This is a genomic window from Methylobacterium sp. CM6257, assembly GCF_054611515.1.
Genome location: NZ_CM137735.1, coordinates 2,625,039 through 2,639,165, shown reverse-complemented (window position 1 = coordinate 2,639,165; position 14,127 = coordinate 2,625,039). Strand labels below are relative to the sequence as shown.

Annotated in this window: 10 protein-coding genes; 5 read left to right on the top strand and 5 right to left on the bottom strand. The window is 72.1% G+C overall.

Features of this window, described 5'->3' with window-relative positions; translation table 11 throughout:
• Nucleotides 1-3 precede the first annotated feature (3 nt).
• The gene (locus ACYCO6_RS13010) at nucleotides 4-1,209 is read left to right on the top strand and encodes a CaiB/BaiF CoA transferase family protein (RefSeq protein WP_459772175.1); all 1,206 of its coding nucleotides are present in this window, start codon (nucleotides 4-6) and stop codon (nucleotides 1,207-1,209) included.
• A gap of 79 nt (nucleotides 1,210-1,288) precedes the next feature.
• Here ACYCO6_RS13010 and ACYCO6_RS13005 read toward each other — a convergent pair whose 3' ends face one another.
• Both ACYCO6_RS13005 and ACYCO6_RS13000 read right to left on the bottom strand, forming a co-directional pair.
• Nucleotides 1,289-2,254, bottom strand: a complete 966-nt coding sequence (locus ACYCO6_RS13005; RefSeq protein WP_459772174.1) for an NAD-dependent epimerase/dehydratase family protein — start codon at nucleotides 2,252-2,254, stop codon at nucleotides 1,289-1,291.
• Between the two features lie 65 nt (nucleotides 2,255-2,319).
• Nucleotides 2,320-3,552: a complex I NDUFA9 subunit family protein gene (locus tag ACYCO6_RS13000; RefSeq protein WP_459772173.1), complete on the bottom strand. Its 1,233-nt coding sequence runs from the start codon at nucleotides 3,550-3,552 to the stop codon at nucleotides 2,320-2,322.
• A gap of 282 nt (nucleotides 3,553-3,834) precedes the next feature.
• Between ACYCO6_RS13000 and ACYCO6_RS12995 the strand changes: the two genes are divergently transcribed.
• A complete protein-coding gene (locus tag ACYCO6_RS12995) occupies nucleotides 3,835-4,029 on the top strand; it encodes a hypothetical protein (RefSeq protein WP_459772172.1) in 195 nt (64 codons plus the stop codon).
• A gap of 9 nt (nucleotides 4,030-4,038) precedes the next feature.
• Here ACYCO6_RS12995 and ACYCO6_RS12990 read toward each other — a convergent pair whose 3' ends face one another.
• A complete protein-coding gene (locus ACYCO6_RS12990; protein WP_459772171.1) occupies nucleotides 4,039-4,980 on the bottom strand; it encodes an MBL fold metallo-hydrolase in 942 nt (313 codons plus the stop codon).
• A gap of 205 nt (nucleotides 4,981-5,185) precedes the next feature.
• Nucleotides 5,186-6,376 (bottom strand): L,D-transpeptidase family protein, encoded by a 1,191-nt coding sequence (locus ACYCO6_RS12985; RefSeq protein ID WP_459772170.1) that lies wholly within the window; start codon nucleotides 6,374-6,376, stop codon nucleotides 5,186-5,188.
• Nucleotides 6,377-6,505: 129 nt separating this feature from the next.
• Here ACYCO6_RS12985 and ACYCO6_RS12980 point away from each other — a divergent pair, with 129 nt between their 5' ends.
• Nucleotides 6,506-7,441 carry a helix-turn-helix domain-containing protein gene (locus ACYCO6_RS12980; protein WP_459772169.1) on the top strand — a complete coding sequence of 312 codons (936 nt, stop codon included), beginning with the start codon at nucleotides 6,506-6,508 and terminating at the stop codon, nucleotides 7,439-7,441.
• 125 nt (nucleotides 7,442-7,566) lie between these two features.
• Here ACYCO6_RS12980 and ACYCO6_RS12975 read toward each other — a convergent pair whose 3' ends face one another.
• On the bottom strand, nucleotides 7,567-10,152 hold the full coding sequence (locus ACYCO6_RS12975; protein WP_459772168.1) for an ABC transporter ATP-binding protein: 2,586 nt from the start codon (nucleotides 10,150-10,152) through the stop codon (nucleotides 7,567-7,569).
• Nucleotides 10,153-10,500: 348 nt separating this feature from the next.
• Here ACYCO6_RS12975 and ACYCO6_RS12970 point away from each other — a divergent pair, with 348 nt between their 5' ends.
• Complete coding sequence (locus tag ACYCO6_RS12970) at nucleotides 10,501-11,160, top strand: cytochrome c3 family protein (RefSeq protein ID WP_459772167.1); 660 nt, start codon at nucleotides 10,501-10,503, stop codon at nucleotides 11,158-11,160.
• Nucleotides 11,157-14,126, top strand: coding sequence for a TAT-variant-translocated molybdopterin oxidoreductase (locus ACYCO6_RS12965; RefSeq protein ID WP_459772166.1), 2,970 nt, complete (start codon nucleotides 11,157-11,159; stop codon nucleotides 14,124-14,126). The genes ACYCO6_RS12970 and ACYCO6_RS12965 overlap by 4 nt, the downstream gene beginning before the upstream one ends.
• The last annotated feature ends 1 nt before the right edge of the window (nucleotide 14,127 follow it).

Here is a 14,127-nt window from a genome sequence, read left to right as displayed (position 1 = left end):
TTGATGGATGCCGAACCCGCCTCCGACGACCTGCCGCTTGCCGGGATCCGCGTCCTCGACCTGTCCCGCGTCTTGGCGGGGCCCTGGTGCGCGCAGGTGCTGGGCGATCTCGGCGCCGACGTGATCAAGGTCGAGCACCCGGAGCGGGGCGACGACACCCGCGACTGGGGCGTGCCGACGAGCCCCGGCAACACCTCGTATTTCGACAGCGTGAACCGCAACAAGCGCTCGATCGGCGTCGATCTCGCCACGCCGGAGGGGCTGGCGATCGTGAAAGCGCTCGCCCGCGAGAGCGACGTGCTGGTCCAGAACTTCAAGACCGGCGGGGCCGAGAAGCTCGGCCTCGGCTACGCGGACCTGTCGGCGGAGAATTCCGGGCTGATCTACTGCTCCATCGCCGGCTATGCTTCAGACGGCTCGGAGGCCGGCCGGCCCGGCTACGACCTCGTGGTCCAGGGCGAATCCGGCGTGATGGCGCTCAATGGCGAGGCCGGCGGACCGCCCCTCAAGTTCGGGGTCGCGGCCGTCGACCTGTTCACCGGGCAGTACGCCGCCCAGGCCGTGCTCGCCGCCCTGTACCAGCGGGAGCGGACCGGGCGAGGCAAGGCCATCGACCTCGCTCTGTTCGATTGCGGCGTGGCGCTGACCTCCTATTACGGCCTGGAGGCACTGGCCCGGGGCATCGACCCGCCGCGCTACGGCAACGCCCATCCTTCGATCGTGCCTTACGGCGTGTTCGAGGCCGCCGACGGTCCCCTGGTGATCACGGTGGGCAACAACGGCCAGTACCGCCGCTTCTGCGAGCAGGTCCTGGAGCGCCCGGACTTGGTCGCCGATCCGCGCTTCGCCACCAACCTCGACCGCTCGAAGAACCGCGCCGCCTTCATCCCGGTGCTGGAGGCCGCGCTCGCCAAGTGGGAGCGCGCGCCGCTGATCGCGCGACTCCGGGCGGCGGGCATCCCCTGTGGCGAGGTGATGGGCCTGCGCGAGGCACTGACCTGCGACCGGGCCCGGGAGGCCGGGCTCGTGGTCGAGGCCCCCGAGAACGCCCGCGTGATCGCCCCGCCCTACCGGCTCGACGGACGCCGGCTGCCGGTGCGCCGCATGCCGCCGAAGCTCGGCGATTCACGCGGGGCGATCCTGGCGGAGCGGCTGGAATATTCGGACGCGGCGCAGGACGCGCTCGTGGCGAAGGGTGTGGTGCGGTAGCGGCGACGTGAAGACGAGCGACAGGGAAGAAGAACGGGGCGGGGGCCCCGTCTCCCGCACGGGAGAGGAGGCCCGCGCCTCATCCGGCGCCGCGCGAAACCCCAAGCCGCGCGCGAGCATCGTCCAGCACCCGCGTCAGTGACACGTCCCAGTCGACCCGCGGCTGCCAGCCGGTGGCGGCGTGGAGGCGGCCGGCATCGCCGGCGGCCAGCGGAATCTCGGCGGGCCTCACGCGCTCGGGAGCAATCCGGATCTCGAAGGACCCGCGCGCGCGGGCGCGCAAGTCTTCGAGCACGCTCGCGATCGTCCGCGGATGGCCCGAGCTGATGTTGAACACGCTCCCGTCCGCCAGGGATTCCGCCCGGCCGATCAGATCGGCATAGGCGCTCGCCACGTCCGCCACGTCGAGGAAATCGCGGTAGGAGGAGAGATTGCCGACTTCCAGGCAGGGCGGCACCAGCCCGGCCTCGATCCGGGCGATCTGGCCGGCGAAGGAGGCCACGACGAAGCGCTCGTCCTGGCCCGGCCCGATATGGTTGAACGGCCGCAGGACGACGAGCTTCACGCCGATCCGGGGCAGGAGGTCGCGCAGCAGCTGCTCCCCGACCCATTTCGACCTGGCATAGGTGTTCCGCGGCAGGGGTTCGGCATCCTCGGTGAGCGCGTGGCCGGCCAGGAAGGCGCTGCCGTAGACCTCGCCGGAGCTGACGAAGAAGAACGTGCAGCCCGGCACCGCCTCCACCGCCGCTACGAGGTTCATCAGACCGTTGACGTTCACCCGCCAGGTCTGCGCCGGCCCGCTGGCGGAATCCGCCACGGAGGCGAGCCCCGCGAGGTGCAGGATCGCGGTCGGCCGGAAGCGGGCCACGAAGCCGCTGAGCGCGGCCTCGTCCAGGAGATCGATGGCCTCGTAGGTGACGCCCTCCGGCAGGCTCGGCGGCATGCCCCGCCCGATCCCGGCCACGCGGCCGCCCGCCCGCGCCAGGAGCGGCAGGACGTGGCCGCCGACGAAGCCTGCGGCGCCGGTGACGAGGATGCGTCTCACGATCGGTCTGCCGATCCGTGGTTCGAGGGCGGAGCCGCCGCGCGGTCCGGGAGAAGGGCTGTCACCTAGCCCGGGTTCCGCGTGCCCCAGCGGACGCCCATGCTGCCCTGTCTCTCCCCCGGCGAGCTGCCGGCATCGGCGCCGATCGCCGGACCTGAGGCTGCCTTCGGCCTGTGCTGCGAACCCGCCGCCAGGGGCTTCGAGGCCATGGTGTCCGGCACCTCGGACAGGGATTCGGCGTCCCGGTCGGTGGCGAACTGACCCGCCCTGCGGAAGGTCCAGAGATAGCCCGGCACCACTGCCTCGGCGGCGGTCGGCGTGATTCCGAGCCCCTCGAAGGTCCGGCCCTCGGCCTTGGCGGCCTCGGAGACGACGTTGTCATTCTGAAGCAGGGTCACCTGATCGCGGGTGAGCTTCAGCGTATCGGGCAGCAGGCCGAAGGTCAGGGTATCGGCGATCTCCAGCAGGCGGGCCTGGAGCTTGGCCGCCGACAGCGGCAGGTCCACGACGGCGCGCTTCCGCTGGATGGTCTTGAGCATGTAGCGCACGAAATGCTCCAGCGTGCCCACCTCGGGGCCGCCGAGCTCGTAGACCTTGCCGCCCGGCACGGTGCCGTCGACCGCGCGGGCGATCGCCTCGGCGACGTCGCCCACGAAGGCCGGCTGGAAGCGCGACTGCCCCCCCGCGAGCGGCAGGACCGGGAGCGCCCGGGCGAGACTGGCGAAGCGGTTGAAGAAGCTGTCACCGGGGCCGAAGATCAGCGACGGCCGGAACACCACCGCGTCCGGGCAGGCGGCGAAGACCCGCGCCTCGCCCTCCGCCTTGGTGCGGGCGTAGAGCGACGGCGAGGCCGGATCGGCCCCGATCGCCGAGACATGGATCATCCGCGCGCCCTGCCGGGCGGCGGCGCGGGCGATCGCCTCGGCACCGTCGACCTGCAGCCGGGCGAAGCTCTGGGATCCGGACTCCTGCAGGATGCCGACGAGGTTGATCAGCACGTCCGCGCGCTCGGCGGCCCGGGCGACCGAATCCGGGTAGCGGAGATTGGCCTGGACGGCCACGATCTGGTTGACCTTGCCCAGCGGCTGCAGGAACAGCGCGAGGTCGGGCCGGCGCACCGCGACGCGGATCCGGTAGCCGCGCTTGGCCAGTGCCCGCACCACGTGCCGTCCCAGGAAGCCCGAGCCGCCGTAGATCGTCACCAGCTGGGATTGCGGGCGCAGCGGGCCCGGCGCGGCGACGGAGGCGGGCCTGCTGTCCGGAGGCGTGTGCGCAGTCGTATTCTCTTGGCCGGTCATCGCCGTGATCTCGGGCTCCTCGCGCGCCCCGGGGCGCCGTCACGCGGCCTACTTAGAGCGGGGGCCCTCGGCGTTGCAATCAGGCGGGGCGCGAAGATCTCGGTTTGAGGCCGATCCTGGCGCCGGATCGGCCTGCGTTCGGCGGATGCGTCGTGCGGTGACGCCGGACGGGGCGCATGCGGCGGGCGCGGGGAACGGCCGGCCGGCCCGCGCATTTCTCGGTCTCGCCGACCGCACCGAACCGCGCGCGGGATTCGCCGGGGATTTCCGATGATTGTTGGGATGTTTGTCTCTGCGGCGATCGCCGTCTTCGGACTGCTCGTCGCCCTCGGCCGCATCGGCCATCCGATCGACGCCCAGCTCGTCAGCAATTACGGCTGGAGCATCCTGATCATCGGGATCGCCCTGTTCGTGCTGTTCGCCTTCGGCCGGTACAGCCGGACGCGCAAGGCCCGCTCGATCGGCCGCTCCGCCTGACGCGCGGGATCAGGCGACCTTGACCCGGCGGCGCATCTCGCGCGCCACCGCCGGGCGGCTGCCCGACCGGCGGCTCACCGTCCGGGGGACGCCGACCGTGATGCTCTGGCATTCCCGGGCGATGAAGGCGGTGGGCATCTCGGCCTGGAGATCGGCCTCTATGTCGCGCAGCGCCGTGTCGGAATGGGCCGGATGCAGATGGATGATGGCCAGCGCCTTCACCCCCGCCGCCTGCGCCAGCTCGACGCCCTTCTGCCACGTGGAATGTCCCCAGCCCCGGCAGGTCGGATACTCGCCGTCGGTGAACATGCCGTCGTAGACCATCAGGTCGGCCCCGGCGACGAACCGGACGAGGTCCGGGTCCGGCCAGGGATCGCTGTGCTCGATATCGCTGATCAGGCACAGGCGCCGGCCGCCGTGCTCGAACCGGTAGCCCACCGAGCCCTGTGGATGGTTCAGCGGAATCGTGTCGACCCGCGCCCCGTCCGGGAAGGTCAGCGTCTGCCCCGCCTCGAAACCGTGGTGGTTGAAGGTGCAGCACAGCTTGTCGAGCGTAACCGGGAAGAGCGGCGGCGCGAACAGGCGGTCGAGGGTCGGACCGGCCGATTCGCCGCCGAGATTGCCGCAATAGGTGTTGATCACCCGGTCGCAGTCGAGGACAGCCGGCTTGAAGAAGGGGAGCCCCGCCGTGTGGTCGAGATGCAGGTGGCTGAAGAGCAGGTCGACTTCCTGCGGCAGGTCGGTCCGGTGGCCCTGGCCGAGATTGTAGATGCCCGAGCCGGCATCGACGATGAACATGCGCTGGCCGCAGCGCACCTCGATGCACGGGGTGCTCCCGCCGAACTCGGCGTATTGCGGGCCACAGACGGGGGTCGAGCCGCGGACGCCCCAGAAGCGGAGGACGAGGTCCTCGTCGGCCGCACGGATGCTCGGCTCGGAACTGTTGGACATGGCGATCACGAATCTGCGGACAGGTGGTCCCGATCCGTTATGATCGAAACCCCGTCGCCGTTCCGGGAAGGTAGCTCTGAATACGGTAGGCCGACGGAGCAGGAGTACCGCTCATCTCCTGCCGTACCATGAATTGGTGTGCCAGAGGCCGCCGTGATGTGCGGCTGCGCACACGAACCGGCCGCCGTGCGGCGCCTCTGCATGCCTAGAGGCCCTCGGCCGAGGCCAGGAGGCCGGCGGCCGATCCGTGCAGATTCGGTCGGCCGAGGATCGGGCCCCCGAGACCGGCCGCCAGCCACGAAGGCAGGCCGTCGCTGTAGCGCGCCGGGAGGGGAGCAGCCAGCCCCCCGAACGGGTTGGCGGCGCGCTCGTAGACCGGAACGAAGCCGGCCATCCGCCGCGGCGATAGGTCGGAATCGGGTGCGGCCCAGGCGGCCCAGACCGATTCGGGCACGGGGCGGGGCGCGCGATGGCCCGGCACGACCACGACCTCCTGCCCGGCGAAGGCCAGTGCCTCCGGCCGGCTGATATCCCCGACCGCGCCGCCCCGGGCCGTGTAGGCCGCCCAGAAGGCGTTCTGGCCGCCGTCGGAATAAGTGGTGCGTACGGCGGGCTCTCCCGCCTCGGCGAGCGCCGCGATCCGCGCGTCCTCCACGGCCCGGCGCGTGGCCACGGCCGCCTCGACCGCGGGATTCCGAGAAGGGGCGAAAGTGTAGTGGCCCGCGACCACCGAGACCTGAAGCTCCTCCCGGCTCGCCTCGAACCGGTCGGAGCCGGCCTTGAGTTCGCGCCAGAACGCGATGTTGGGATCGGTCCGGTGGCGGGCCATGTTCTCGGCGGTCATCCGGAACGGGTAGGACTGGAACTGGAAGGCCGCCTGCCCGCCGTTCAGCGCGTCGCGAGCGATGGCGTAGATCTCGCCGACCGTGCCGTTGGTCATCGCGAAGCAGCCCATCGACGAGCAGATGCCGTGCACCATCACGGCGGAGCCGGTGGCCCCGTGCGCCCGGTCGTAGGCGTTCGGGTAGCCGACGTCGAAGGACAGATAGTAGTGCGAGTTCGGGTTCATCTGGCGCCGGGGCACCGTGTAGAACCCTTCCGGGGTCTGCCGGTCACCGCTCTGGCGCTTGGGCCCGAGCTGGCCGGACCAGCGGCAGATCGGGAAGGTCTTGATGTACACGTAGCCGGAGGGCCCCTTCTTCCAGACCTCGATCTCCGATTCCTTCTTGTAGGCCCGGAACAGGACTGGCGCGGCGGCCGTGACGCCCTTCTGCGCCATCAGGGCGAGGGTCGCGGCCGGGATCGGCGCCTCGGCCTTTCCGGCCTGCGCCAGGCCCGGACCGGAGAGGGCCAAGAGGGTGAGGGCGGCGAGCGTGATCGAGGTCGTTCGAGGCATGAACCGTCCGCGCTGGATCGGCCGGGATGGCGCCGGACGGGCACGGCTGCTCGACGTGACGCGTTATTGCGGCGGCCGTGAGGCTGCGTCTCGAACCGAGTCCGGTGGAATTGTGCGGGTGATCGTGCCGTGAGCTTCTTACCCCGGTCCCTTTTCACGACCGATAGCCTGCCCGAGCGCGACCGCTTCGAGGCTTGGCGTGCCCTGTTCTCTGCCCATGAGCTTGATGCGGACCCGCTGGGCTTCTCGGGCACCATCGAGACGACCCTGGTCGGTTCGATGGCTCTGCGCGTCATGAACGCCGCGCCTCAGGGGCCCGGCCGGTCCAGATCTCAGATCCGGCGCGACGGCCAGGACGGCTTCGTGCTGCATCTGAGCCGGCACGCGCATAGCGTCGAGACCGAACGCGGCATGATCGACATTCCGGCGGGCGCGATCAGCCTCAACGACCTGTCGCAGCCTTATCGCCGGAGCCGCGTACCGGAGACGGACTCGCTGATCCTTGCACTTCCGCGTGCGTCCGTCGCCTCCGTGCTGCCCGACGAGGACGCGTTGCACGGACTGATCCTGCACGGCGGTGCGGGTCGTCTTCTCGCCGATCATCTGCGGAGCCTGGTCGCGAACAGCCACGCGATCGCAACGGTCGACGCTGCCCATATCGCCCAGGCCACGCTCCACATGGTCGCCGCCTGCGCGCGCCCAAGTCTGGAGCGGGTCGCACACGCAAGCGCGCCGCTCGATGCCGCCCGGCTCAGGACCGCGAAACGGTTCGTCCGCGGCCATCTCTCGGCGCCGCTTCAGGTCGACGCGATGGCGAAGGCGCTCGGCATGTCGCGCTCACAACTGTACCGCCTGTTCGAGCCGGAGGGCGGGATTGCGCGCTACCTCGCGCGTCAGCGCCTTGCGGCCGTGCGGGCGGCTCTCGACGATCCGCTCGAGCGGCGGTCCATCAGCGAGATCGGAGAGACCTTCGGCTTCGGCAGCAGCGCTCTCCTCAGTCGTGCGTTCCGGCAGGCCTACGGCGTGAGTCCGCGCGACTACCGGGCGTCCGTCGTGAGCGCCTGAAGCGACCGGCAACACGGCCGCAGACGCACCGTGCAGAGCCACGCCTTGGCCGTGGCGCGGCCGGCCGCTGCACTCCGCTCGCAGAGCCGGCGGCCTCGCCGCGGAGCTCTTGACCGGAAGCCGCCTCAGGTCGCCGGGACAGGTTCCGGCTCGGCAGGCATCGGCACGGGCGTGACCACCGCGCTGTTCTCCACGGCGATCACCGCGTCGAACGGATCGGCGTCCTCCGGGACACCCGTTTCGGGCAGGCAGACGATGAGACCGCGTCCGGCCCGCGCCTGCCGCAGCCGGGCGAGGCGGTCGCGCACGCCCTCGGCCTTGCGCTCGTCGGCGGTGATCGCGACCACGAGGATGTCGGGATCGCGCGCGAGGCAGCGGGTCAGCTCGATCGCCACCCGCTCCCGGGCGTTGATCGTGCCGTCCGCCAGCGCGCCCGTGCTGGGCTGGATCTCGACCTTGCTGTCCAGGCCGAGCCCGTAGACCGAGGCCTCGAGCCCCTCCTCGGCGAGCACCCGCCGCACCAGGTCGCGTACCCGCGGCTCGGCATTGGCCTCGCCGAGGCTGATCCGGCCGAACAGCAGGTTCTCCTCCAGACTGGCGGCGGGATTGACCCGGGACGGGTCGTGGAACTCCACCGCGCCGGCGAGGTGGGGCGGCAGCATCCGGGCGAAGGAGTGGCGCGCCTGGACCAGTCTGTCCTCGAACGGCTCGTCGATCAGGCCGAAGCGATGGCGGGTCTCGCTGTAGCGCAGGGCGAGACCGATCAGCCGGTTGCGGTCGCGCTGACCCGCCGGTCCGCGGCGCAGGCTCGCGGCGTTGGGCAGGCGCACAACCAGATCCTCGAAATAGCCGCGCTCCGAGGCCTGGAACAGCGAGTAGGCGTCGAACAGAGGATGGTCGTTGGGCAGGTCGGCGAAGATCTCCACCGTGCTGCGGGCCACCGACAGGCCGATCTCCGTGAGCGGGCGCACGAGTCCCTCGGCCTCGAGCACCGCCCGCAGATAAGGGTGGCGGGCGAAGCGCAGGGGCGCGAAGGCGCCGCCCACCGGCTCGCCGAACAGGATGTTCTCGCCGATGCTCGCCTGATGGTTGTAGCGGTCGGGGTCGAACGGCTCGACGAGGCGCTCGGCCCCCTTGGCGGCCAGCGCCTGCCGCATGGTCCGGCGGGCGGCGACGATCGCCGCCGCGAGCCGCGGCTGGGCGGCCGGGTCCAGCCGTCCGGTCAGGCCGCGGGCGTAGACGAACCCATCGAGCCCCGTGAGCCGGCTGATCCCGATCAGACCGATATCGTCGGGGGCGCCGGCCGGGTCCGTGCCGTAGAGCAGATTCTGCCGCAGCGAGCCTTCCATCAGGATCGCCTCCCCGGACGCGAAGGCGATGCGGCGGGCGCGCTCGGCGGCGTCGAAGCCGCGCAGGTCCGCGCCCGCATAGGTGACGGCGCCCGCGGTGGGCTCGACCTGTCCCGCCAGCACGGCCGCAAGCGCCCGGGCGCCGCTGCCGCGGCTGCCGGTGATCGCCACGTGCCCCGGCATGGTGACCGCGACGTCGACGCCGGTCAGGCGCTCGCCCGTCGCTGGGTCGAAGGCGCCGACGCCCTGGGTCGCCAGGATCCCGGACCGGGGCAGCGGCAGCGCGGCGGCACCGGCGCGGGCCGCCTGCGCCCGCCGCCCCTCGAGGGCCGCGATGATGCGGGCGAGGTCGCGGAAACGCGGGCGGACCGCCCTGCGCACGGTCCAGAGACGCGCGCAGATCGCCGCGAGCCAGCCGGCGAGACCGAAGGCGCCGACCGCTGCCAGGAGCGCGGCCGGATCCACGGGCGGAACCGGCGGCCCCTCCGGCCCCGAGCGCCAGAGGGCCGTGCCGGCGGCGATGGCGGGCAGGATCACCGCCAGGGCCAGCGCCGGCGCCCGCGCGTAGGCCAGCCGCGCCTCGGCCCGCGCGACGTTGGTGCGCATGGCGGCGACGCGGGCCGCGATGCGGGTCCGTTCGAGGGCGGCCGCCCCATGATTGCGCACGGCCGGCAGCCGCCGGACCAGGTCATTGAGGTTCTCCTCCGCCCGCGCGCTCGAGCGCAGACGCAGTTCCTGCCGGTCCCGCGCCCGCTCCAGCACCAGCCCGTAGGCGAGGCCCACCGCCGCGAGGCCCACCACGGCGGCCGGGACGAGGCGGGGCGCGGCCAGCGCCGCGAAGCCGAGCGCCAGGATCAGCGCCGCCAGCGTCATCGCCGGCAGCACGATGCCGGCGGCGAGCAGCCGGTCGGCGCGCGCCAGCACCTCGCCGACGATCCGGGCGAGACTGCGCGCCTCGTCCCGAGCCCCGGCCGGCGCGTCGAGGATCGCCTGCAAGACGCCCTCGCGAACCGCGTCGGAGGCCCGGTTCTGGGCCTTGAAGCACAGGCGCGCGACGCTCCAGCCGACAGCCGCCAGGATGACCGCGCAGGCGGCGATGCACAGGAAGGCCGCCAGCTCGAGGTCGGCGGGGCGCATCGGGAAGCCGGACGCCAGAACGAGGTCTCGGCCCGGCAGCGCCATGGCGAGGCGCAGGAAGGGCAGAACCGGCGCCTCGTCGCGCGGCAGTACCGCGACCAGGTCGCGCAGGCACAGCAGGGCGAGGGCGCAGAGCGGAGCGCCGATCCCGACCGCGAGGGCAGCCGCGGTGGCGTGCAGACGCCGCGCGGCGCGCCAGGTCAGGACGAGGGGATCGGATTCCATGCGTCTCCGGACGAGAGCGATCTGGACAGCGGCCGCCCGCGGCATAGGCCTTCGCCCCCGCCGCGGGAAGGGCCGCCCCTGCACAGGGGCCGCTGCGACATGACGGCCCGCATGATCCAAGTTCTAGCCCCGGTCTGGAAGCGCTCTAGGTTAAGAACCGTGGCGCGCTGCTCCGCCGGGGCTGCTGCCGCCGTGAGATGTGGCCGCCGCGTCGACCCGGGTCGCATCGCGCGGGCGTGCCGGCGAGCCGCACGATTTCGGCCGGGAGCAGACGGTGGGGCGAGGCTTGCGGCGAAGGGCTGAGCAGAACGAACGGCGCCCGACCGCCCCGACGCGCGGGCGCGCCTGATGGCGCAGCTCTTCACGCCAGGCGCCGACGCCATCTATCGCCTTGCCCTGATGACCGGCGTGGCCTGCCTCGTGGGCGTGCCGGTCCTGGCGGCGGGGATCGTCCGCTCGAACTACGTCACGGGCGTCGGCGTCGCCCCGGCTCAGCCGCTGCCCTTCAGCCACAAGCACCACGCGGGCGAGCTCGGCGTCGACTGCCGCTACTGTCACACCACGGTCGACAAGGAGGCCACCGCCGGCATCCCGCCGACCCATACCTGCATGACCTGCCACTCGCAGATCTGGACCGGCTCGGACATGCTCAAGCCGGTTCGGGACAGCTACGCGCAGGACAAGCCGCTGGAATGGACGCGGCTGAACAAGCTGCCGCAATACGTCTACTACAATCACTCGGTGCATGTGACGAAGGGGATCGGCTGCTCGACCTGTCACGGCGACGTCACGTCGATGCAGATGACCTACAGGGCCAACGCCTTCGAGATGCAGTTCTGTCTCGATTGCCACCGGGCGCCGGAGAAATACGTGCGGACGCCCGATCAGGTCTGGAACATGACCTGGAAACCCCCGGCCGATCAGGCCAGCCTCGGGCCGAAGCTGGTGGCCCAGTACCATATCCGCGGCGGCGCGCGGCTCACCGAGTGCGGGATCTGCCACCGATGACCGGCGCCCCCGACCTCTCAACCCTGCGCGAGAAACTCGCCGGCGGCGACGGCCCGCGCTTCTGGCGCAGCCTGGACGCCGTCGCCGACAGCGCGGAATTCCGCGCTTATCTCGCGGCCGAGTTCCCCTCCGCGGCCCGGCTCGCCGCCGCCCCGGAGCGGCGCGGCTTCCTGAAGCTGATGGCGGCCTCCTTCGCGCTGGGCGGCCTCACCGCCTGCGGCGCCGGCAGCGGCCGCGAGTATGAGGTACCCTACGTCAACCAGCCCGAGCGGATCGTGCCGGGCACGGCCCTGTCCTACGCCTCCTCGGCGGTGTTCGACGGGTTCGGCAACGGGATCCTGGTCACCACCCGCAACGGACGGCCCCTGAAGATCGAGGGCAATCCCGACCACCCCTGGAGCCGCGGCGGCACCGATGTGCTGGCCCAGGCTTCGGTGCTGGGCCTCTACGATCCCTTCCGCTCCCAGGCGGTGCAGCATCTCGGCCGGCCGAGTTCCTGGGCGGCGTTCCGCGCCGCCATGCAGACCCAGATGCCGGCCTGGCGCGGATCGGGCGGCGAGGGCGTCGCGCTGCTCACCGGCCCGGTGACGTCGCCCACCATGGCGGCGCAGATCGCCCGGCTGCGGGCCGCCTATCCGGCCCTGCGCTGGCACGTCGGCGCCGGGGCGGGGCGCGAGGCGATCTACGAGGGCGCCCGCCGCGCCTACGGCCGACCGCTGGAGACGCTTCCCGATTTCGACCGGGCGCGCACCATCGTGGCGCTGGACGGCGATTTCCTGGATCTCGGCCCCGGTCAGGTCGGCCTATCCCGGCGTTGGAGCGAAGCCAGGCGCGCGGCCTACGCGGAGGGCCGCCTCCTCACCCTCCACGCCGCGGCACCGACCCCGACGCTGACCAGCGCGAAGGCCGATCATGGGGTCGTGGTCCCGACGGGACGCCTCGCGGACCTCGCCCGGAAGCTCCTGAACCTGGCCACAGGCGGCTCGGCCCCAGCGGGTGACGATCCCGTGGCTCGCTGGACCCGGAACGCCGGCGCTGCGCTCTCCGAGGCCAGGGGCGCCGGCCTCGTCACGGCCGGCCTGACCGCGCGTCCGGAGCTGCATGAGCTGGTCCACCGCCTGAACGGGGCTCTCGGCAACACCGGCACGACCCTGCGTCACACGGCGCCCGCAGCGGAGCCGGGGGCCGGTAGTCTCTCGGAGCTGACGGAGGCGATGGAGCGCGGCGCCGTCAAGGCGCTCATCGTGCTCGGCGCCAACCCGGTCTACGAGGCGCCCGGCGCCCTCGGTTTCGCCGCCCGGATGGCGCGCGTTCCGCTCAAGATCCATGCCGGGCTCTACTACGACGAGACCGGCGCCCATGCGGACTGGCACCTGCCCGCCGCCCATCCGCTCGAATCCTGGGGCGACATCCGTTCCCTCGACGGGACCGTGGGCCTGATCCAGCCGACGATCGCACCGCTCTACAACGGCCGCACGCTGCCGCAGATGCTGGCGTTCCTGGCCGGCGGCGAAGGCGGCGACGGGACCGAGGACGCGCTCGGCCTCCTCAAGGCGCGCTGGCGGACCGACGGCGAGGACGAGACGGCCTTCGAGGCCCGCTTCTCGGATGCCTTGCAGCGGGGCTTCTGGCCTGACAGCGCGCGGCCTGTTCAGGATGCCGCCCTCACCGGGCAGGTCCCGCCGGCCGCCGCGCTCTCCCCGGCCGTGGACGGGATCGAGGTGCTGTTCCGCCCCGATCCGACCGTCTGGGACGGCACCCATGCCGACCTCGCGTGGCTCCAGGAACTCCCCAAGCCCCTGACCAAGGTCGTGTGGGAGAACGTCGTCGCGGTCAGCCCCCGGCTCGCCGAGCGCGAGGGCATCGTTACGGGCGACATCCTGCGCGTCGAGGGGGGCGGCCGCGCCGTCGAGGGGCCTGCCTGGATCCTGCCCGGCCAGGCGGACGACACCGTCACCCTGACCCTCGGCTACGGCCGGGACGTGCCGGACCACCTGTCCCGAGGGCTCGGCTACGACGCCGCCCCCTTGCGACAGCCGGGATCGCCCTGGCGGCTCTCCGGGGCACGGCTGACGAAAACCGGGGAGCGGCGCATGCCGGTCACCACCCAGAACCTCGGGACCATGGAGGGGCAGGACATCGTCCGCGTGCAGGCGCTCGGCGCCGCGCCGGTGGGCGATCCGAAGGGGGCGCCGGCGCCCGCCTCCTTCTACCCTGCCCCGGAGAGCCAGGACCGCTGGGTCGCGGCGCAATGGGGCATGGCCATCGACCTCGACGCCTGCATCGGCTGCAATGCCTGCGTCACCGCCTGCCAGGCGGAGAACAACATCCCGGTGGTCGGGCGCGAGGAGGTCGGTCTCGGCCGCTGGATGGGCTGGCTGCGGGTCGACCGCTACTACGCGGGCGAGCTTGACGCGCCGACCACGCATTTCCAGCCGGTCCCCTGCATGCATTGCGAGCAGGCGCCCTGCGAGCTCGGCTGCCCGGTGGAGGCGACCCTGCACGACAGTGAGGGCCTGAACCTGCAGGTCTACAACCGCTGCGTCGGGACCCGGACCTGCCAGAGCTACTGCCCCTACAAGGTCCGCCGCTTCAACTATCTCGACTATACCGGCGGCATGACCCCGGTGGAGCAGCAGCAGCGCAATCCCGAGGTCACGGTCCGCGCCCGGGGCGTGATGGAGAAGTGCACCTACTGCATCCAGCGGATCACGGCGGCCCGGATCACATCGGCCAAGGACGCCCACGCCCCGATCCCCGACGGCGCAATCGAGACCGCCTGCCAGGGCGCCTGCCCGACCCGGGCGATCACCTTCGGCAACGTCGCCGATCCGGGCAGCAGGGTCTCGGCCGCCCGCAGGGACGGCCGCGAATACAGCCTGCTCGGGCACCTGAACACGCGGCCCCGGACCACCTACCTCGCCGGGCTCGCGCCCGCGGCCGATCCGAGCGGACGGGAGGGCTGAG

What these genes read in the sequence shown, in the direction of transcription:
- ACYCO6_RS13010 (WP_459772175.1), top strand. Translation starts at nt 4, where the DNA reads ATGGATGCCGAACCCGCCTCCGACGACCTGCCGCTTGCCGGGATCCGC.
- ACYCO6_RS13000 (WP_459772173.1), bottom strand. Translation starts at nt 3,552, where the DNA reads ATGACCGGCCAAGAGAATACGACTGCGCACACGCCTCCGGACAGCAGG.
- ACYCO6_RS12995 (WP_459772172.1), top strand. Translation starts at nt 3,835, where the DNA reads ATGTTTGTCTCTGCGGCGATCGCCGTCTTCGGACTGCTCGTCGCCCTC.
- ACYCO6_RS12990 (WP_459772171.1), bottom strand. Translation starts at nt 4,980, where the DNA reads ATGTCCAACAGTTCCGAGCCGAGCATCCGTGCGGCCGACGAGGACCTC.
- ACYCO6_RS12985 (WP_459772170.1), bottom strand. Translation starts at nt 6,376, where the DNA reads ATGCCTCGAACGACCTCGATCACGCTCGCCGCCCTCACCCTCTTGGCC.
- ACYCO6_RS12975 (WP_459772168.1), bottom strand. Translation starts at nt 10,152, where the DNA reads ATGGAATCCGATCCCCTCGTCCTGACCTGGCGCGCCGCGCGGCGTCTG.
- ACYCO6_RS12970 (WP_459772167.1), top strand. Translation starts at nt 10,501, where the DNA reads ATGGCGCAGCTCTTCACGCCAGGCGCCGACGCCATCTATCGCCTTGCC.
- ACYCO6_RS12965 (WP_459772166.1), top strand. Translation starts at nt 11,157, where the DNA reads ATGACCGGCGCCCCCGACCTCTCAACCCTGCGCGAGAAACTCGCCGGC.